Below are 18,139 nucleotides of genomic sequence, written 5' to 3'. Positions count from 1 at the left end.
CCGTCATGGCACCCACCAAGCACACCAACGGCTCCACCGACCCGACAGATGAGCGGGTCACGGAGTACAGCACCCTCAGCCTCCAGCAGGTTGATGAAGCGCACCGCATCGACGGCATCACCGGGCCAGCCCTGCATGTCGAGAACGAGCTCGATGCCTTCGGGCGCGAGCAGGAACCACTGTGGAAGGCAGAGGGCATCCTGCAGTCCCGCCCGGCGCTGATTGCGCACTCAGGCTTGAAGGTGCAGGCCGAGACGGCGGAGCACCTGAGCCGCCGGCACCGCCGACTGGTCAAACGCGCCCAGCGTCGTCTGGAACGCACGGTTGCAGCCTTGAGTCCGTTCGTGCGCCGCAAGAAAGGCCAGAAGACCTGGTTCATGGTTCGCACCGGCCTGCTCCTGCTCGGTGACGTCGCTGGACAAGCTGGGGCGCAGATCTACTACGGCGAGATCCCTGAACTCGCACTCACCCAAGCACTGGCCGCCGGGGTCGCGGTCGTCACCGCGGGGTTGGTCGGCGGTGAGATCAAAGACCTGCGCCTGGCGGGCAAGCGAAAGATCGAACGCGCCAACCTCACCACACAGCAGGAGCCCTTCGCGCACCTGTTCGACGGCACCGATGACGGCACGCACTTCGTCAAAGCACTCGTCTACGTAGGCGCAACAGTGGGGGTATTGATCTCGACCGGGATCTTCGCGCTGCGCTCGACCATCGACGGCCCGCTCAGTGGCCTCGTCTACGGGGCGTTGGCGGCGGGCATTGCCGCGGCCAGCTTCATCTCCAGCTACATCGTCACCGATGAAATCGCCGACGCAATCGACACTGCAGAGAAAGACTATGAGCGCACCCTCAAACGCCAGACCGCGCTCGCTGCGAGTGCACCGCTGAAAACGGCGCTGGAGAAGCACGCCGAGGACGAGTCGATCCGTTACGAGCACGAGACGCGCGGACAGGCGGCACAGCTGACCTATGAAGGTCTGAAGCACCGTGTGCTGCGCCGCAACCCAGGCGTGGCCGGACATGGCCCCGCCGCCGAACCGGAGCCCGTTGTCGAACGCCGCACACGCGACGACGGGAGCGGAGCATGAGCCTCACGCCACACCTCCAACCCAGTGCCCTCGTGGGCGAAATGCCGCGGCAGGTCAAGCAGCGCAGGAACGAACCACCCATTGAACTGGGCTGGCCAGGCTTCTGCCCCCGCCAGCCCCGGCTGGTGCTTCCCATCTTCGATGACTCCGGCTCGGTATCGCTGCCCGGCGGAGGCGACCCCATCGGTAACCGGTATCAGGAAGCTCAACGTGCATTCGAGGCCCTCCGGGAGTGGTGTTCCTGCGGCAAGTGCCTGGCCGGGGTGCTGCACTTCGACACTCCGCGAGGGGACGTCGACCCCGGCAAGTTGCGCAGCACCTCGTTCCAAGGACAACTCGCGAGTGGCCTCCGGATACCGCGCGGCGCGGCTGGCTCAAGCGTCCTCGGCCCCGGCCTCACCCGAGCGGAGGACATCGCAGCACGCTTCCCGAAACACGAGGTTCGGCTGGTCGTGCTGACGGACTGGCAACTGTTCGACACCGACAACGTCCTCGAGCGGCTACGTAACTTTCCGGGAACGATGCTCGCCATTGGGTTGAACGCAAGCCTCCCCTCGCCAGTTGACGGCCACGACATCGTCGGCCTTCGTATCGCCCACGATGACCCGCCTGGGGCGGTTGCTCGGGCGCTGTTCGGCGAACTGACAGTCGGTCGACGCGGGCGCCGCTTCATCGCAACAACCGCCATCGAGGAGGCAACAGCGTGAACATCGTTGCTCATTTCACAACATCAGAAATCGCCGCCAACGGCGAAGCGAACTTCGACGCCGCGACCTCCGTTGGTCGGTATTCCGATCGCCTGTCGCATCGCTTCTTGCCTGGAGCGATCGGAACATTGCGCGAACCGCGTCGAGAGCCCATAACCATACGTCCACCCCGGCGGCACGCGCATCGCGTCCATGTGAGCCCGGAATTGAAAGGAGGAACAAACCGATGAACACCAACGACACGACCACCAAGACGTCCAAGCTCAGCAAGAAATTTGCGGTCTGTTATGCGGACCCGCCATGGGACATTCAGCAGAAGGGTGCCCGCGGGGCCGTCAAGCACTACGACCTGATGACCCTCGAACGAATCAAGAACATGCCCGTCGCCGACCTCGTCGACGACAACGCAACACTACTGCTCTGGGTCACCAACGCGGCGCTGCCCGCTGGCCTGGAAGTGATGAAGGCCTGGGGCTTCGAATACAAGACCAACGCCGCCTGGGACAAGTACTACATGGGATTAGGCCAATTTTTCAGGGGCTCGCACGAGCTGCTCTTGCACGGCACCCGGGGGAAAGCCCCCTTTAAGTTCCACGGTCAGCGTTCGACCTTGCACTTTCCACGACAGCAGCACAGCCGCAAGCCTCAGGAAATGATCCCGCTCATCGAGCGGGTCCTCGACGGCCCGTACTTGGAGCTGTTCGCTCGGCAGCGCCCCAACAGCCGATCAGACTGGTCGGTCTGGGGCAACGAGATGATCGACTCCGACATCTCGATTCCGGGATATCCGGTGCCCTCTGACTTCACCGATCAGGCCGCCACCCTACCTGCTGGAGACGGGCGGATATGAGCCATGACGACCGGCAAGGAAGACCCAAAATCCATGGCACGGCGCTTTTTCAACTTCTGTCTACTGGTGCTCGGCGGCATCGTGCTGCTCGACCTCGCACTCGAACTTCTCGCCCAATTCTGGGGGTGGCTCGTACTGGTCGGAGTAGTCGTAGCAGCCTCGTGGGCGCTGGTGTACATCGTCCGTGCTCGTCGGGACAGGTGGTGAAACCGTGAGCACGATCACCTCTGACAAGTCGTTGCGGAATGCACAACGTGTATTGACAAAAAGTGCCCCGTACTTCATAAAACATCTTCCACCGCACTGCGCGGCTGCCGTATACCCACGACCGACCAACCGAGAGAAGCAACACCAAGCTAACCCGAAAGGAGGACGACCATGACGAGCAACCGCGCACCGCGCCGCCGATACCGCAAAACAGCCGAACGCCGCGTCTGGGTGTTCAGCGAGCTCAACCACGACCTGACACCTGAGCAGATGGCCAAAGTCCTCACCAGCGCCGCGCTCGAACAAGCACGACTCGAACACGAGGCAAGAACTGGGCACGAACACCTGACGGATAACGCCCCGGCCGACCCGGCTCCGACGACCGGCGAGGCTACCGAATGAGCGCGCCGCTGGACTTCACCCGCCTGTATCTGCCGCTCCCGCTCGGGGCAGACATTGTGACGCGCTTGCTGAGCCGACTCGCGCAGCCCGGTACTCCCCGCCCGCTGGCGTTCGAGACCCGCGCGGACCACGAGAGCATCTCGTACCTTGCTGGGACAAGCCCCGACAAGGTGCAGCTCCTTGCCCGTCTGCTTGGTGACCAGCTACCCGGCTCACGCACGAGTGACGACTCGAAACGGACTGCGGTGCAGTCAGCCGGACGCGTCACCATCCGTTCCGGTGGTCTGCCGCTCAATATCGGCAAGCTTGACGACATCGTCCACGCAGTCCATGCGGCGCTGGCTGGACGACGCGCGGGTGAGCAGATCGTGCTGCAGCTCATCATTGGGCGAGGTTATCGACCGGAGCTGGTGTCGCCCACGGTGTCGGATCCAACCCGAACGTCGCTCTGGACGGCGCTCACCCGCGGTAGTAGCCCCGCACCGGCGGAACTGCGCACCCGACTCCGTAGCCGGGCGGAACAGCCGAGCCTGGACGTCATGATACGAATCGGCGTCTCGGCTGCGACCGCATCACGCAGGCAGAACCTTGCCTTCGAACTGGCGGGCGCCCTCAAGGGACTCGAGTCACCGGGTGTTCGCCTGGAACTCGTCCGCGAGGATGCTCGCCTCCTCAACGCTGTCCATGCACCGCGCCGCTCACCGCTGCGTCTCAGCGCGGCGGAACTCGTGCCCTTGCTCGGCTGGCCTGTCGGTGATGGACTTCTTCCGGGGCTGCCTGGGCCACACCCGCGCCGGATGGCGGCTTCGGCGGCGCTCAGCCGCAGTGAGAGCGTCTTCGCCACCACGACCGCACCCGGTGACGCTCGCTTGGTCGGGATTCGACCGGAGGCCCATCTCCAGCACGTGGTTGTCACCGGCCCGACCGGCTCGGGAAAATCGATGGTATTCGCCCACCTGGTGTTAGCCGACATCAAGGCCGGACGCCCGGCCGTTGTCGTCGATCCGAAGCGCCAGCTCATCGATCACATCGCCGACCGCATCCCCGAGGCGAACCTCGCAGATATCGTCATCCTCGACGCGGCGGATAAGCAACCGGTCGGGTTCAATCCACTCGACACGGAGGGCCGTAACGCTGATGTCGTCGTGGACGGCATTCTGGCGGCATTCAAAGCCGTCTTCGAGGATGGATGGGGACCGCGCACCGAGGATCTGCTTCACGCCGGCCTGCTGACGCTGGCCCGGGCCGGCGAGGCCCGGGGCACCCCCTATACGCTGCTGGACCTCCCACGACTCCTGACCGATGCTGCATTCCGCCGCTCGGTGACGGGAGCAGTCTCGGAGGACCAGACGCTGGCGTCATTCTGGGCTGGCTATGAGGAAATGACTCCTGGTGCCCGGGCGGCGGTCATCGCCGCCCCAATGAACAAGCTACGCAAGTTCGTGCTGCGGCGAAATCTGGCAGCCGTCCTCGGCCAATCCCGGCCTCGCTTTCGCCTGCGTGATGTCTTCCGGGAAGGCAAGACCGTGCTCGTACCCCTCAACGACGCCCTGCTCGGCCCTGGTGCCGCCCAGCTCCTCGGCAGCCTCATCACGTCCGAACTCTGGATGGCTACCCTGGAGCGGGCATCGGAACACAATCCGACGACGCGACCGGCATCGATCTACATCGATGAGGTGCAACAGTTCCTGAACTTGCCGACCTCAATCGCCGATGCCCTCGCCACCTCCCGCTCCTACGGGGTGTCCTGGAATCTCGCTCACCAGTTTCGGGCACAGCTTCCGTCCGGCATGCGCTCGGCCTTCGACGCCAACGCCCGCAGCAAGGTCGTCTTCGCTGTCGGCCCCGATGACGCCCGCGACCTCGCCCGGATGGCTCCCGGCCTCGACGCGGAAGATTTCATGAGCCTGCCGCCATACGAGATCCAAGTGAACCTCGTCGACCAGGGTGCACCCACCGGCTGGTTCGCGGCCCGGACTCTACCTCCGGAGCCGTCGCTCGGAACACTCGAGCGTGTGCGCCAGCACAGCCGCAATCGGTATGGTGCCCAACTGCCTCCGGACACGGGACCCACGGATCCGCCCGCGACGGTTAACGCCGCAGTTGCCGATACGCCGCCCGCCGCCACGCACCGGAAAGCGAGGCGACCATGAGCGCCCGGAACCGGCTCACCTCTGAGCCAGCTCTACCCGTCGGTGTTCCGTTCGCCCTTCCATCCGCAGCACCGACAGAGGCCCAGAAGGCCCGAAGTGGCGGCCGCTCGGGGGCACCTTGGGATGGGACTACCCGCCTTACGGGTCATCCCATCTCGCTCCCGGCAGCGGAACCCCTGGTACCTGATCGTCCTCGCCTCATTCGGCCCACCAGCGAACTGGTGCAGCTCCTCACCGATCGCGATCTCCTGGTACTGAAGGACCTCGAACAGTTTCGACTGCTCTCAACGCGACACATTCAGCGGCTCAGATTCCACCAGCACGCCAACGTCGCCTCGGGCACACGCACTGCCGTGCGCATCCTGAACCGGCTCGAAGGGCACGGCCTCATCTCCCGACTGTCCAGACGCGTCGGCGGCAGCATCCGAGGCTCAGCGGCAAACGTCTGGCAGCTCGCTGCGACCGGCGAACGAGTGCTCCGCCGACTCAGCAGCGAAACACCTCGTCGCCGCTACGTCGAACCATCGCCACAGTTCTCCCGCCACACCCTGGCCATCGCCGAGCTCGCAACCCTGCTTCACGAGCAAGCGAGAACCGGGGGCGTCGAGCTACTGGAGCTCCAAGCCGAACCAGACTGCTGGCGGCAATACACGAACGCGGCCGGAGTGGCGAAGTGGCTGAAGCCCGACCTTTACGTGGTGACTGCCGACACCCAGTTCGAGAGCCATGCGTTCGTCGAGGTCGACCTCGCCACCGAGCACCTGCCCGCCGTGCTGCGAAAGTGCCTCGCGTATCAGCGGTACTGGCGGACAGGCATAGAGCAGACCACGCGGGACCTGTTCCCGGCGGTCGTCTGGGTCACCCCAGACGAGACCCGGGCTCGAAAGCTGCGCACCGCCATCCAAGACGAGCCCAGGCTCACCACCGAACTGTTCCATGTCATCCCCGTAAACGAGGCGCTCGGCGTTCTCGCCCCCGATGCTCCCACACCTAACACCTCGAAAGGAGGAACCACATGACAATGCAATCCCCAACCACCAGCAACCCGGACCAGAGCGACCGCGCGCGGCGGCAGATCAACGCGTCCATATATGACCAGCCAGATTACCTCAGCGAACGGACGGCCCGCCTTATCGCAGCCGCAGTCCACCCAGGAGAAGGCTCGGCGCTCGCCCACTACGCCAGTACCGGCGAACGCCGATCCGGCATGCTCGACGAACTCGGCACCTTGCAGCTCAGCGTCGAACACAGCATCTGGCGGGACCTGCTCGAAATGCGCCTCACCGCCAACGAGGACATCAACCAATGAACGAGCAGGAACGCTTCACACCCAGTCCCGAGCGAATGAAACGAACCGCCCATCGGTTCGAGAGCCGTATCGTCGAAGGCATCACCGCAGCACAGACCGAGCAAAGGGAGATCGACCACCTCACGGCGCGCATGATCGCCCATGCGTTGGGCCGCGCGCTCGGACGCGGTTCGGCGCTGGCCGAGTTCGGACGGAGCGGCGAAGGAACTTACGAGGCCCTCCGCGAGGAGTACCTCCCGCTCTACAGCGATCCGACAACGCCCGCCGAGATCCGGGAGTGGATCGACTGGTTCGGCACGCATCTGGTTGAGCAGACCAACCGCGGCAGTGACCGTCGCTTCATGACCTCCGGACCAACCCCGGACCTTGCTCATCTTCTCGTACCGACAACCATCGAGCTGAGTGGAAGGCGCCAGATCGTCCAGGTTCCCGCCACCAAATCGGAAGCGGAGATCACCGCGCTGGCGGCTGCACTCGAGCTTCTGCCGACTGCGGACACGAACGCGTTTCGCGCCTTTCTCAGGCTTGCCGACGTCGACGCGTCTGCTACAAATCTGGTCGAATCGTTCCACGACAGCTACATCAGCAGCTTCGGATCCATCGATGAGGCGCTCTACGGCCTCACCGAACTCGACGAGTGGGAAACGGACCTTCATAACTTCGCCGCCGACCGCGGCATCCTGCCCGATGCCGTCTCGCTGAACCTCGATCTGATCGAAGCCCAGACCCGTGATATCTACGACATCGTCGAGATGAACGGGGTCCTCTATGTCTTCAATAAGTAGCTCGGTCTGCGCCCAATGGGGACTACAGACCGGGCCGAAAAGGGTGTTCTCCGAAGGCAGACAGAGACTGTTGCGGAATGGTCAACAGGCCCGGAAATACGGGCCTCAAGAGGTAAAATGGGAAGGTAAACGGAGAACCAAGCCCATGGCCAACTCGCCCACGGCCCCGCGTCCCAGCCGTCTAACCGACGGGGCGCAACCTCCAGAACTTCTCTCTCGAATCACCAGATTCGAAGCTGCTCTCACCCACTCGAAAGGAGAGCAGCAATGAGCCTGCTCGATGACCAACAGCCCGCGGCGTTCACGAGCGCACCCGCATCGCCCGTGGACGAGCCGGAGGAAATCATTGCCCCGGCCGGCACCCGCGCCGTGCTGTATCTGCGCGTTTCTTCCAAGGGCCAGGTAAACACCGACTACGACCCGGAAGGACTTTCAATTCCAGCCCAGCGCTCGTCATGTGTGCGCAAAGCTGAGCAAATGGGCATCAACGTGGTGTCCGAGTATGTGGAACCGGGAAAATCAGCAACCGAGATGACTCGGCGAGTGGCCTTCCAACAGATGCTCGAGCGCATTCGCCGCGAAAAGGACATCGACTACGTAATCGTCTATGAACTCTCCCGACTCACCCGAAACCGTACCGACGATGCCATCGTCATGGCTGACCTCAAGAAGCGGGGCGTCACCCTCATCTCCGCGACCGAGTCGATCGACGAGTCACCGGTCGGGCAGCTTATGCAGGGGCTCCTCGCAGCATTCAACGAATATCGTTCTGCGAAGGACGGCGCAGATATCGCCTACAAAATGAGCCAAAAGGCCAAGACCGGCGGCACCATTGGGCGCGCACCGATCGGATATATCAACTCGATCGACCGGTACGACGGTCGCGAGATTCGTTCGGTCACCGTCGATGCCGAGCGTGCGCCCTTCGTGAAACTCGCGTTCGCCATGTACGCGACCGGTGATCACACAATGGAAGATATCGTCGACACCCTCACGGACAGAGGCCTCACAACCAGACCCACTGGTCGTCATCCAGCAGGCCCAGTGTCTATGTCCAAGATGTCGCGCATGCTGCGCGACAAGTACTACCTCGGGTTGGTCGTCTATAAGGGCGAAGTGTTCGACGGGCGCCACCCGGCCATCGTCGATTCGACAGTCTTCGACCGCGTGCAAGATCTCCTGGAAACACGAGGAGTAGCCGGCGAACGACGACGTCTGTACCCGCACTATCTGAAAGGGAGTGTGTGGTGTGGTCACTGTAAGCAGGACCGCGACATCCCGGATAGCCGCATGATCGTTCAACGGTCGATCGGTAATAACGGGGGCGAGTACTTCTACTTCTTCTGCCGCGGTAAGCAGGAGGGAATCTGCGATTCGCGTTACGTTCCGCAAATCGCACTCGAGGACGCCGTGACAGAGCACTACAAGACTGCTGTTCAATTCAAACCAGACTTCATCGCGGCGATCAAAGCACTCATCGAGTCGACGCTCGGCGACGCGGAGAATACTCAGAAACTCCTTCATCACCAGCTCCGACAGCAACTAAAAGCGCTCTCAGTGAAGACTGACAACCTCATCGACCTTGCTGCAGACGGTCAGATTGCGGCCGAGCGTGTTCGCGCCAAGCTTCGCGAGATAGAACGGCTGCGGGCACGGCTTCAAGAGCAGCTTGATCAGGTCAACGACGATCTCTCCGTAGGTGGCCAGTACATCAGCGATTGGCTCGACCTTCTTGCTGACCCACACACGCTCTACAAGCAATCGTCGGACGAGACCCGCCGAAAACTCAATCAGGCGATCTTCAAACGCATATGGGTCAGGAACGATGAAGTGGTGGACTTCGAATTGAACGAACCCGTCGCTGAGTTGCTGGCGGCACAAAAAGGCTTCGCGGCTCAGACGGCGGGTCTCGCCGATGATGCAGTGGCGAAGGCTGCATATGACCAAATAACGAAAACGCGCCCACCCCAGAGGGTGGACGCGTTGCGCAATAACCTAGACGACTTGCTACAGGCGATGGAACCTGCACAGGGTTCGAGTAAGCCGTCTATGGTGCCCCTGGAGGGATTCGAACCCCCAACCGTTTCCTTAGGACGGAACTGCTCTTCCGTTGAGCTACAGAGGCTGGCGTTTAAAGTTTAGCTGGTGCGAGCCCGATCGGAATTACGCAGGCGGATACAGGAACAGCGCGACGTCACTGGGTGAGACCGTGCGCTTGTGATAGGCGTGGCTGCCCATCCAGTTGTACTCCTCAAGTACGACGGATCCGTCGCTGCCGATCGACTGCACGTAGGCGACGTGGTTGTAGTTGAACCAGGCGACCGCGCCGACGACGGGGGTCTTGCTCGTAGTCCAGCCATGGTTGGACCACGCACTCGCCCAGGCGCTCGCGTTGCCGCCGCCGGGGGTCAGACTGTTCCAGGTCCAGCGCCAGGAAGAGCCGGTCGAGCCGGCGTCGCGGTTCAGGCGCCAGGCCACGAAGTCGACACACTCGCGGTAGTAGTAGCTGAGCGGGGATAGGCCGCCACCCTGCGACTCGGTGGGCATGTTGTACCAGGGGTAGTCGTCACCCTCTGCACGCACGCCGTAGACGGCGAAAGCGGCCGCAGCGGCACGGGCGGTCGCCGCCTGCTGGGCAGCAAGGGCCTTCTTGGCCGCGAGCGCCTGCGACGCGAGCTGCTCTTTCGTGGTGGCAGCGAAGCCGTCACGCGAAACAGTGACCGCGGTCGCCGCTGCTGCGACGGTAAGGCCCTGCACGGTCTTGTTGTCGGAGGAGTGCGTTGCGCTCGTCAGGTCACCGGCTGCACGCGGAGTGAAAGCGTACGCGGGCAGTGCCGCGGTGAGGAAGATGGCCGGAATGGCAAACACGGCAATCGCGATCTTGACCGGATGCCGCCGCTTGCGTGGGAAACGACCGACCGGCTTCGCGGGCGAGGCCGAAAAACGGCTACGCGGCCTCACTGCGGGCACAACGACGGGTTCGGGCTTCGGGGTAAGGAACTGCTCCGTTGCCGGGCTCAAAGCCGGGAGCGCCTCACGCTGGGCCCGGAGTTCGCGACGAGTGAGAAAGACCTCGGGGCTCGCTACGGAATCGGACACGCCAGACTCGGGCAACAGGATTCCTCTGGATCGTGGCGTATCAATCGGGTTGATCCCACCCTAGGGGAAACCGCCGAAGAAGTCACCCCCGGCGTTACGCATCCGTTACATTGCCTGATCAGGCGGCAGGCGCAAGATATTCGTCCCACTGCGGTAATGGTCGCTCGACGCCGCGCACGACCCAGCTGGACCCGATTGGGACCTTCGGGTGGAAAAGCAGATCCCAGCCCATCTCGGCGGGAGTGCGGTCGCTCTTGATGTTGTTGCAGCGCAGGCAGCAGGCCACGAGGTTGTCCCAGCTGTCCCGGCCACCGCGGGAACGGGGCTGCACGTGGTCGATCGTATTCGCAGTCCGGCCGCAGTACGCGCAGCGATGGTCATCCCTGCGGAGCACGCCGCGCCGGCTCACCGGCAGGGAACGTGAACGCGGGAGATGCACGTACCGCGTGAGGATGATCACGCTGGGTCGATCCCACGAGCCGGTCGTCGCCCAGACCGGGTGGGCCTGGTCGGCGGCCACGATGGTGGCCTTCTGATTCATGACCAGCACGATGGCCCGTTTGAACGAGACCACGGCGAGGGGCTCGTAGCCCGCGTTCAGAACAAGTGTGCGCATTCGTTCCCTTTCGAAAAGGGCTGGACGGCTTCCAGCCATTCGATCTACTCCCTCGCACCGAGAGTCAGGGGCAAACGGGCAAACAAAAAGGGCGCTGTCACAATGACAACGCCCTACGGGCTGAAACGCGAGAACACGCGCAACTCAGACAAGTTTGACTGCCGTGCCGCAACGCAAAGCGGCAGCGCACATCCATGGTGTGGATCGTGCATCGCTCGCGCATTGGCTCTCCCAAAAGACTCGCAGTACTACAGAGCATCAGGTTAACGCACAAGCGACACGCCGCGCAGCACCCACAACACTTCGTGGGCAAGCTGTTACGCATTGTTCACATCGTTGCAGCACGGCGAGGCCACGTCACGGCCTCGCCGTGCACCGCCGGAGCGACTCAGATCCCGAGGCGAACGATGTAGTACGAGCTCGTCCAGATGGGCTGCACCCGCACGGAAGCCCCCTCATAGGGCGCATGCAGGATGTTGCCGTTGCCTGCGTAGATGCCGTCGTGGCCGTCCATGATGACAAGGTCACCCGGCTGCGCATCGGCGAGGGAGATGCGGGTGCCCGTGGCGCCCTGGCCTGCTGCGGAATGCGGCAGGCTGATCCCGAACTGGGCGTAGACGTACATGACGAAGCCCGAGCAGTCGAAACCTGCCGGGGTCGACCCACCGTAGACATAGGGAACGCCCTGGTACTGCAGGCCGACGTTATAGACGGATGCGAGGCTGAACGTCGGGTAGGACGGGTTCGCCAGGAAGTCGGAGACCGACGGCCCCGAATACGCGGCCGCATACGTCGTCATGGAGGCGGCCGCCGCGACCCGGCGCGCTTCGGCTGCTGCTGCGGCGGCCGTAGCAGCAGCAGCAGCCTTGGCCGCGGCGATCTCTTCAGGCGTCGTGGCGCTGAAACCGTCGCGGGCGACGCTGACGGTCGAGGCCTGGCCGGCGACGGTGAGCGACTGGGCGCCCGCTCGGGTGAGGGCCGTGGATGCCGTCGTGCCGTGCGCGGTATCCGTGCCGGGAGAACTCGGCGCGAACGCGTACGCGGGGATCGCCATGGTGGCGACGAGTCCGCCGGCCAGGGTCATCGTCACGATGTTGGCGATGGCGCCGTGCCGGCGTGACGGGCGGGTGAAGATCCCGCGCGCGGGGGCCTTTTCACGCTGCGCCGGCGTCGGGGCCGGCCGTGCGGGTGTCGGGGCGGAACCTCGACGGGACAGTCTTCTACCTAATTCTTCGGCCAAAGTGTGTACCTCCGGCGCCTCGACAACACTAGGTAGTTGCCCCGTCCAATGCGTTGGTCGCATGTGTTACCGAACCAGGAGACGGGAAAAGAGACGTCCTGCTTCGAGCCCGGCGGCCGGTTCTGGCCTATGGGACTCGTCCGACAGTACGTGAGGTTTCTCCGTTTGTCACCCCTCGGTGACGATTTAATAACGAAAGTGTAACGAAACGGTCATCGTCCGACCGACGAAAATCCGGCATCCGTTCGGGTTTTGCCCCGCGAAACGGGCGGTTAGAGAGCGGCGACCGGGGTGGCCACGAAGATGTGGCTCGCGACTTCATTGGGCAGTTCGAGACCCTCATTGAACCCCGCGACCTCGACGAGAACGTAGGAACCGATTGCGGAGAAAACCGCCGAGTTGCCCGGCATCACGCCGGCGTTCTTGAGCTGGGCGAGGAGTTCCGGGTCGAACTGCACCGGTTCGCCGAGGCGGCGGATGACGGCGGTCACCGGGGTCGTTGACCGCGCGACGACCTCGACGAGGTTCGTCACTCCAGCCATGAATGCTACGGCGGGCGAGTCGCCCAGTTCGTCGAGCCCGGGGATCGGGTTGCCATACGGTGACTCGGTGGGATGCCCGAGCATCTCCAGGATCTTGCGCTCGACCTGTTCGCTCATGACGTGTTCCCACCGGCAGGCTTCGTCGTGGACGAACTCCCATTCGAGGCCGATCACGTCGCTCAGCAGGCGCTCGGCAAGGCGGTGCTTGCGCATGACGTGTACGGCCTTGCGGCGACCGTTGATCGTGAGTTCGAGGTGACGGTCGCCGGAAACGACGACGAGCCCATCCCTCTCCATGCGCGCGACGGTTTGCGAGACGGTCGGGCCGGAATGGCCCAGCCGTTCGGAGATCCGGGCCCGGAGGGGGACGATGCCTTCCTCCTCCAGATCGAGGATGGTCCGGAGATACATTTCGGTCGTGTCGATCAGATCAGTCATCGCCGGCCTCCCAGTGCCTCCGTGTGCGTCACAATCTTATCGCCGTGTTAGGGGTCGTTAGAATCGCCTCATGTCGAATCTGATAATTCCCTCCGAACTCTTGCCCGTTGACGGACGATTTGGCTGCGGCCCGTCCAAAGTCCGTCGGGAACAGCTTGAGTACCTCCTTAAATCTGGCACGTCCATTATCGGTACCTCCCACCGTCAGGCGCCGGTGAAGAACCTGGTCGGCCGGGTCCGAACCGGCCTGGCTGAGCTGCTCCGCGCTCCGGACGGCTACGAAGTCGTCCTCGGCAACGGCGGGTCCACCGCCTTCTGGGATGCAGCCGCGTTCTCCCTTATTTCCAAGAAGGCCCAGAACCTCGTCTTCGGCGAGTTCGGCGGCAAGTTCGCTGCTGCGGCGAGCGCACCGTTCCTCGAAGCACCCGACGTGATCAAGGCCCCGGCGGGCTCGCGCAGCGAGGCCGTTCCGACCGAGGGCGTCGACGTGTACGCCTGGCCGCAGAACGAGACCTCGACCGGTGTGATGGCGCCCGTCAGCCGCGTGCACGGCGACGCCGGAGCACTGACCGTCATCGACGCCACGAGCGCCGCCGCCGGCATCGACTACGCCGCCGACCAGGCGGATGCGTATTACTTCGCCCCGCAGAAGAACCTCGCCTCCGACGGCGGCCTCTGGATGGCGCTCTTCTCCCCCGCGGCCATCGAGCGCGTCGAGCAGATCGCCGCGAGCGGCCGGTATATCCCGGAGTTCCTCAGCCTGAAGAACGCGATCGACAACTCGCGCCTCAACCAGACCCTGAACACCCCGGCCGTGGCCACCCTGCTCCTGATCGAGAACCAGCTCGACTGGATCAACGGCAACGGCGGCCTCACCTGGGCCTCCGCACGCACCCGCGAGTCCTCCTCGGTGCTCTACGACTGGGCCGCGACCGTGGACTACGCGACGCCGTACGTCGTCAACCCCGACCACCGTTCGCAGGTTGTCGCGACGATCGACTTCGACGATGCGATCGACGCCTCCGCCGTAGCCAAGGTGCTGCGCGCGAACGGCATCTCCGACACCGAGCCCTACCGCAAGCTCGGCCGCAACCAGCTGCGCGTCGCGACGTTCACGGCGATCGAGCCGAACGACGTACGCCAGCTCGTCAAGTCCATCGAATTCGTCGTCGCCAACCTGGGCAAATAGCGGTCCTCGTGCGCCTCTGGCTGAGAGACAGCGAGCGCCGGCCCGATCCTGAGCCGGCGAAAGCGGATGCGCGCACGCCGATCCTGATCGGAGCCCTCTCCTGGCTCGTGGCCGCGGGTCTCGCCCTGGTTTTCCAGGGCGAGCTCGCGGCCCGCGGGCTCGGCTGGTGGTTGTGGTGCGCGGTGGCCGGGGTCGGCCTCGGTGCCGCCGGGCTGGTCTGGCTGCGCCTGAGGCACCGGTAGTTCGTCAGACGCTATTCGTCCTCGTCGATGTCGTCCGGGTCGATGTCGTCGTCTTCTTCGTCATCGTCGTCGTCTGCGTCGTCGTCTGCGTCGTCGTCGTCTGCGTCGTCGTCGTCTGCGTCGTCGTCATCGGTGTCGTCATCGTCATCGGTGTCGTCATCGTCATCGGTGTCGTCGTCGAGAGCGTCGGCGGCCGCGGTCGCAGCGACCAGGTCCTGGGCCGTGCGGTAGTCGGCGAGGCGATCGGACCACGGGATCCACTCGGGTGCCACGAGGGCCTCGTCCCCCGGCGTGAGCTCGGTCTCGAGCACCTGCGGCAGGGATTCCCCGTCGATGCGCGAGAGCGTGACGGTCCAGCGCCAGCCCGGATACCCGGTCATGGTGCAGTCGAAGAGCAGCGACACGACCCGGTCACCCTCGACGAGGTGTCCGAGGGGGTCGCCGATGGTGTCTTCCGGCGTGAAGGTGAGGAGGGCGGCCCTGGCCACCTCGACAGCCGCGACGAGTGTCTCGTCGGTCGGAACGGCATCCGCTGCCGGGGACCCGGCGTCATCGGCGACGGTGTCATCGGAGGCGGCGTCGACAGCCGGTACGTTGAGTGTGGTGTCTTGGATCTGCTCAGGCATCGAGTTCCTCTGCGACCTTGCGAAGCATGGCGGCGATCTTGTGGCTGTGGGCGCTATCGGGGTAACGGCCGCGACGCAGGCTCGCACCGATGCCGTCGAGCACCTTGACGAGGTCCTCGATGATGATGGCCATGTCGTCTGCGGGCTTGCGGCTGAGCTTGACGAGGCTCGGCGGCGCTTCGATGATGCGTACGGAGAGTGCCTGGGCGCCGCGCTTGCCATCGGCGATGCCGAATTCGAGCTTCGTTCCTGGCTTGACCGTCACTCCGGTGGGCAGCGCAGAAGCGTGGAGAAAGACCTCCTGGCCGTCATCGGAACTGATGAAGCCAAAACCCTTCTCCTCGTCGTAGAACTTGACCTTGCCGGTGGGCATCTGGACCTCGCTGAATTCCGGGCGCGCGACATGCGCGCCAACCGCACCCAGCTTATTCGGTTGCACCCGTCCCCGCCCCGTATCCTTGACACTGTGACCAATCAAACTCCACATGCCGCCGGCCGGCCGGAACGCATCCTCGCCTATATGGTCGCCGCCACCGTCGGCCTGTCGATCCTCGCGTTCTTCGCCGTCATCATCGGCACCTGGCTCGGCGCCGGCGCCAACAACGGCTTCGGCCAGGGTGTCTGGCCCGCGATCCTCGCGCTCCCGCTCGTCGGACTGCCGATTGGATTCATCCTGATCATCGTTCTCCTGGTGACGACCACCGTCCGCCGCGCTCGCGAGGCACGACAGAACGGGGAGTAACGCCGTGCTGACGCTCGCCTCACGCCTTCGTGCCCTCGACGATGCGGCGTTGCGCCGCACGATCGAGATCCGCGCGATCTCAGCCCACGGCATCCGTGATTTCTTCGACCTCGCCGAAGCCCTGCTGAACCCGGCCGCGGTCCAGGCAGCCCTCTCCCGGCTCGACCGGTCGACCCTGGCCGTGCTTGCGATCACCGCCACCGAGGCGCCTGCCGAACCGACCGACCCGACGGGAGTGCCCGGCGCGTCCCTCGGCCTCGATGCGCTCACTTCCCGCATCACCGAGCTCGGTGGCCTTCCCGTCACGCGAGCGGATGTCGCCGCGCGCGCAGCCGTGCTCGACGAACTGATGCTCGCACTCCTGTCCGACGACGGCCTCAGGGTGTATGCGGCGGTCGCCGAGCACCTGGCCACCTGGCCCGACCTCGGCCTGCCGTCCGCCCTCGAGCTCGCGTCGATACCCGCGCCCTCCGCGCTCGCGACCGTGATCACGACCGACAGCCGCTTCACCGACCACCTCGCCGCCGAACGTGCCTTCGCGGCGGTCTCCTCAATCGCCGAGCTCGTCACCGAACTCTCCCGGGAGCCCGTGCGCGAGCTCAGCCGGGGCGGACTTGGCCTGCCGGACACCAAGCGCCTCTCGTCCGTCATGGGCGTCGAGCTCGACGCCGTCGCCACCTACGTCGCGACAGCGGCCAGGGCGCAGCTCATCGCGCACTCGACCGGCTACTGGAACGAGACGGAGGCCGGCGAGGCCTGGCTCCTCGAGGGCACCGCCCAGCGCTGGGCGGCCCTGGCCGGCTCCTGGCAGGCGGCACTGCCGGCCGACGTGCGCAGCATCCTCGCGCACCGCCCCGGCGTCTCCTGGGGCGAGGGACTTCGCAGCTTCGTGACCTGGCTCTACCCGGCCGGCGGCGAGTGGATGGACACCCGCGTCACCGAGTTCGCCCGCGACGCCGAACTGATCGGCATCACCGCGCACCAGACCACGAGCCCGGCCGGTGCCGCGGTCCTGGCCGAAGACCTCGAGGGCGCCATCGTCACGATCGGGGCGTCCCTGCCTGCAGAAGTCGGTGCCGTCTACCTGCAGAACGACCTCTCCATCGTCTCCCCGGGCCCCCTGGCCCCGTCGATCGACGCCCGGCTCCGCGGCCTCGCCGACGTCGAGAGCCGCGAACTGGCCCTCAGCTACCGGATCTCGGCGACCTCGGTCAACCGGGCACTCGCCGCGGGTGAAACCGCCGAGTCACTCCTCCACTTCTTGCGCACGATCTCGCTCACCGGCATCCCCCAGCCCATCGAGTACCTGATCCGGGAGTCCGCAGGCCGGTACGGACGGATCCGGGTCGGCGAGGCGGCCGCACCGACCGCGCTCAGCCGCAGCTACGTCCGCTCGGAGGACGATGAACTCCTCGGCACCCTCGCCGTCGACCAGACCCTCGGCCCGCTCGGATTCATCCGCGCGGACGCCCACCGCCTCACGAGCCGGTTCACCTCGGACGTCGTGTTCTGGGCGCTCAACGACGCCAAGTACCCCGTGGCCGCGGAGAGCGCCGACGGAGAGGTCCTGCACCTCCGCAGGCACCAGCTCGCGAGGGTCCTCCCCCCGGAAGCTCCTAACCTCGCACTCATCCTGGTCGAAAAGCTCCGTGCAACGGACGGCGGCGAAGACGTCGCCGCCGACGCCTGGCTCGCCCGTCAACTCGATTCGGCGATCAAGTCCAAGCAGACCGTCGTCGTCAGCATTGCGATGCCGGGTGGGGTCGTCGTCGACTACCTGCTCGAACCGGCCAGTGTCGGCGGCGGCCGATTCCGCGCCAGGGACCGCCGTGCCGACATCGAACGCACCCTGCCGCTCTCGAGCATCATCAGCATCACTCCCGCCCCATAAGCGGGGGTGGGCC

21 protein-coding genes, 1 tRNA gene and 1 pseudogene are annotated in these 18,139 nt (G+C 64.8%); 15 read left to right on the top strand and 8 right to left on the bottom strand.

Annotated features, from left to right (window positions below):
- Positions 1-5: 5 nt before the first annotated feature.
- From RCH22_RS20125 to RCH22_RS21265, 11 genes and pseudogenes are all read left to right on the top strand, one after another.
- Positions 6-1,088, top strand: a complete 1,083-nt coding sequence (locus tag RCH22_RS20125) for a hypothetical protein (protein WP_327015358.1) — start codon at positions 6-8, stop codon at positions 1,086-1,088.
- The gene (locus RCH22_RS20120) at positions 1,085-1,795 is read left to right on the top strand and encodes a hypothetical protein (protein WP_327015357.1); all 711 of its coding nucleotides are present in this window, start codon (positions 1,085-1,087) and stop codon (positions 1,793-1,795) included. Before RCH22_RS20125 ends, RCH22_RS20120 begins: the two co-directional genes overlap by 4 nt.
- On the top strand, positions 1,792-2,025 hold the full coding sequence (locus RCH22_RS20115) for a hypothetical protein (RefSeq protein WP_327015356.1): 234 nt from the start codon (positions 1,792-1,794) through the stop codon (positions 2,023-2,025). The genes RCH22_RS20120 and RCH22_RS20115 overlap by 4 nt, the downstream gene beginning before the upstream one ends.
- Complete coding sequence (locus RCH22_RS20110; protein WP_327015355.1) at positions 2,022-2,645, top strand: MT-A70 family methyltransferase; 624 nt, start codon at positions 2,022-2,024, stop codon at positions 2,643-2,645. The genes RCH22_RS20115 and RCH22_RS20110 overlap by 4 nt, the downstream gene beginning before the upstream one ends.
- 33 nt (positions 2,646-2,678) lie before the next feature.
- Complete coding sequence (locus tag RCH22_RS20105; protein WP_327015354.1) at positions 2,679-2,852, top strand: hypothetical protein; 174 nt, start codon at positions 2,679-2,681, stop codon at positions 2,850-2,852.
- Between the two features lie 171 nt (positions 2,853-3,023).
- The gene (locus RCH22_RS20100; RefSeq protein WP_327015353.1) at positions 3,024-3,254 is read left to right on the top strand and encodes a hypothetical protein; all 231 of its coding nucleotides are present in this window, start codon (positions 3,024-3,026) and stop codon (positions 3,252-3,254) included.
- Positions 3,251-5,407 (top strand): type IV secretory system conjugative DNA transfer family protein, encoded by a 2,157-nt coding sequence (locus RCH22_RS20095; protein WP_327015352.1) that lies wholly within the window; start codon positions 3,251-3,253, stop codon positions 5,405-5,407. Before RCH22_RS20100 ends, RCH22_RS20095 begins: the two co-directional genes overlap by 4 nt.
- Before the next feature lie 221 nt (positions 5,408-5,628).
- The gene (locus RCH22_RS20090) at positions 5,629-6,426 is read left to right on the top strand and encodes a replication-relaxation family protein (RefSeq protein WP_327015351.1); all 798 of its coding nucleotides are present in this window, start codon (positions 5,629-5,631) and stop codon (positions 6,424-6,426) included.
- Complete coding sequence (locus RCH22_RS20085; RefSeq protein WP_327015350.1) at positions 6,423-6,716, top strand: hypothetical protein; 294 nt, start codon at positions 6,423-6,425, stop codon at positions 6,714-6,716. The genes RCH22_RS20090 and RCH22_RS20085 overlap by 4 nt, the downstream gene beginning before the upstream one ends.
- Positions 6,713-7,501 (top strand): hypothetical protein, encoded by a 789-nt coding sequence (locus RCH22_RS20080; protein ID WP_327015349.1) that lies wholly within the window; start codon positions 6,713-6,715, stop codon positions 7,499-7,501. Before RCH22_RS20085 ends, RCH22_RS20080 begins: the two co-directional genes overlap by 4 nt.
- 267 nt (positions 7,502-7,768) lie before the next feature.
- A pseudogene (locus RCH22_RS21265) lies at positions 7,769-8,866 on the top strand (recombinase family protein); the annotation flags it as partial.
- A 189-nt stretch (positions 8,867-9,055) separates the two neighbouring features.
- Here RCH22_RS21265 and RCH22_RS20070 read toward each other — a convergent pair.
- From RCH22_RS20070 to RCH22_RS20045, 6 genes are all read right to left on the bottom strand, one after another.
- Complete coding sequence (locus RCH22_RS20070) at positions 9,056-9,448, bottom strand: hypothetical protein (RefSeq protein ID WP_327015347.1); 393 nt, start codon at positions 9,446-9,448, stop codon at positions 9,056-9,058.
- A gap of 103 nt (positions 9,449-9,551) precedes the next feature.
- A tRNA-Arg gene (locus tag RCH22_RS20065) sits at positions 9,552-9,626 on the bottom strand.
- 38 nt (positions 9,627-9,664) lie between these two features.
- Positions 9,665-10,615: a CHAP domain-containing protein gene (locus RCH22_RS20060; protein ID WP_327015346.1), complete on the bottom strand. Its 951-nt coding sequence runs from the start codon at positions 10,613-10,615 to the stop codon at positions 9,665-9,667.
- A 103-nt stretch (positions 10,616-10,718) separates the two neighbouring features.
- Entirely contained in the window at positions 10,719-11,216 is a 498-nt protein-coding gene (locus tag RCH22_RS20055; protein WP_327015345.1) for an HNH endonuclease, read from the bottom strand.
- A 388-nt stretch (positions 11,217-11,604) separates the two neighbouring features.
- On the bottom strand, positions 11,605-12,456 hold the full coding sequence (locus tag RCH22_RS20050; protein WP_327015344.1) for a C40 family peptidase: 852 nt from the start codon (positions 12,454-12,456) through the stop codon (positions 11,605-11,607).
- A gap of 272 nt (positions 12,457-12,728) precedes the next feature.
- Positions 12,729-13,436, bottom strand: coding sequence for a metal-dependent transcriptional regulator (locus tag RCH22_RS20045; protein ID WP_327015343.1), 708 nt, complete (start codon positions 13,434-13,436; stop codon positions 12,729-12,731).
- 70 nt (positions 13,437-13,506) lie between these two features.
- Between RCH22_RS20045 and serC the strand changes: the two genes are divergently transcribed.
- On the top strand, positions 13,507-14,625 hold the full coding sequence (serC, locus tag RCH22_RS20040) for a phosphoserine transaminase (protein ID WP_327015342.1): 1,119 nt from the start codon (positions 13,507-13,509) through the stop codon (positions 14,623-14,625).
- A gap of 8 nt (positions 14,626-14,633) precedes the next feature.
- Positions 14,634-14,867, top strand: a complete 234-nt coding sequence (locus RCH22_RS20035; protein WP_327015341.1) for a DUF2530 domain-containing protein — start codon at positions 14,634-14,636, stop codon at positions 14,865-14,867.
- Between the two features lie 11 nt (positions 14,868-14,878).
- Here the strand turns inward: RCH22_RS20035 and RCH22_RS20030 are convergent, their stop codons facing one another.
- On the bottom strand, positions 14,879-15,493 hold the full coding sequence (locus RCH22_RS20030) for a DUF3027 domain-containing protein (RefSeq protein WP_327015340.1): 615 nt from the start codon (positions 15,491-15,493) through the stop codon (positions 14,879-14,881).
- Positions 15,486-15,866, bottom strand: a complete 381-nt coding sequence (locus RCH22_RS20025) for a cold-shock protein (RefSeq protein WP_134450059.1) — start codon at positions 15,864-15,866, stop codon at positions 15,486-15,488. Before RCH22_RS20025 ends, RCH22_RS20030 begins: the two co-directional genes overlap by 8 nt.
- A gap of 93 nt (positions 15,867-15,959) precedes the next feature.
- On the opposite strand from RCH22_RS20025, the gene RCH22_RS20020 reads away from it, so the two are divergent.
- Both RCH22_RS20020 and RCH22_RS20015 read left to right on the top strand, forming a co-directional pair.
- Entirely contained in the window at positions 15,960-16,235 is a 276-nt protein-coding gene (locus tag RCH22_RS20020; protein ID WP_327015339.1) for a hypothetical protein, read from the top strand.
- Between the two features lie 4 nt (positions 16,236-16,239).
- Positions 16,240-18,126: a helicase-associated domain-containing protein gene (locus RCH22_RS20015; RefSeq protein WP_327015338.1), complete on the top strand. Its 1,887-nt coding sequence runs from the start codon at positions 16,240-16,242 to the stop codon at positions 18,124-18,126.
- Positions 18,127-18,139: the final 13 nt, after the last annotated feature.

Origin of the sequence: Cryobacterium sp. GrIS_2_6 (genome assembly GCF_035984545.1) — a bacterium.
GTDB lineage: Bacteria > Actinomycetota > Actinomycetes > Actinomycetales > Microbacteriaceae > Cryobacterium.
Note: the sequence above shows the minus strand (reverse complement) of the source record. Positions and strands in the feature narration are given on the sequence as shown.

What these genes read in the sequence shown, in the direction of transcription:
- serC (WP_327015342.1), top strand. Translation starts at nt 13,507, where the DNA reads ATGTCGAATCTGATAATTCCCTCCGAACTCTTGCCCGTTGACGGACGA.
- RCH22_RS20100 (WP_327015353.1), top strand. Translation starts at nt 3,024, where the DNA reads ATGACGAGCAACCGCGCACCGCGCCGCCGATACCGCAAAACAGCCGAA.
- RCH22_RS20105 (WP_327015354.1), top strand. Translation starts at nt 2,679, where the DNA reads ATGGCACGGCGCTTTTTCAACTTCTGTCTACTGGTGCTCGGCGGCATC.
- RCH22_RS20110 (WP_327015355.1), top strand. Translation starts at nt 2,022, where the DNA reads ATGAACACCAACGACACGACCACCAAGACGTCCAAGCTCAGCAAGAAA.
- RCH22_RS20085 (WP_327015350.1), top strand. Translation starts at nt 6,423, where the DNA reads ATGACAATGCAATCCCCAACCACCAGCAACCCGGACCAGAGCGACCGC.
- RCH22_RS20125 (WP_327015358.1), top strand. Translation starts at nt 6, where the DNA reads ATGGCACCCACCAAGCACACCAACGGCTCCACCGACCCGACAGATGAG.
- RCH22_RS20095 (WP_327015352.1), top strand. Translation starts at nt 3,251, where the DNA reads ATGAGCGCGCCGCTGGACTTCACCCGCCTGTATCTGCCGCTCCCGCTC.
- RCH22_RS20055 (WP_327015345.1), bottom strand. Translation starts at nt 11,216, where the DNA reads ATGCGCACACTTGTTCTGAACGCGGGCTACGAGCCCCTCGCCGTGGTC.
- RCH22_RS20080 (WP_327015349.1), top strand. Translation starts at nt 6,713, where the DNA reads ATGAACGAGCAGGAACGCTTCACACCCAGTCCCGAGCGAATGAAACGA.
- RCH22_RS20025 (WP_134450059.1), bottom strand. Translation starts at nt 15,866, where the DNA reads ATGCCCACCGGCAAGGTCAAGTTCTACGACGAGGAGAAGGGTTTTGGC.
- RCH22_RS20120 (WP_327015357.1), top strand. Translation starts at nt 1,085, where the DNA reads ATGAGCCTCACGCCACACCTCCAACCCAGTGCCCTCGTGGGCGAAATG.
- RCH22_RS20045 (WP_327015343.1), bottom strand. Translation starts at nt 13,436, where the DNA reads ATGACTGATCTGATCGACACGACCGAAATGTATCTCCGGACCATCCTC.
- RCH22_RS20030 (WP_327015340.1), bottom strand. Translation starts at nt 15,493, where the DNA reads ATGCCTGAGCAGATCCAAGACACCACACTCAACGTACCGGCTGTCGAC.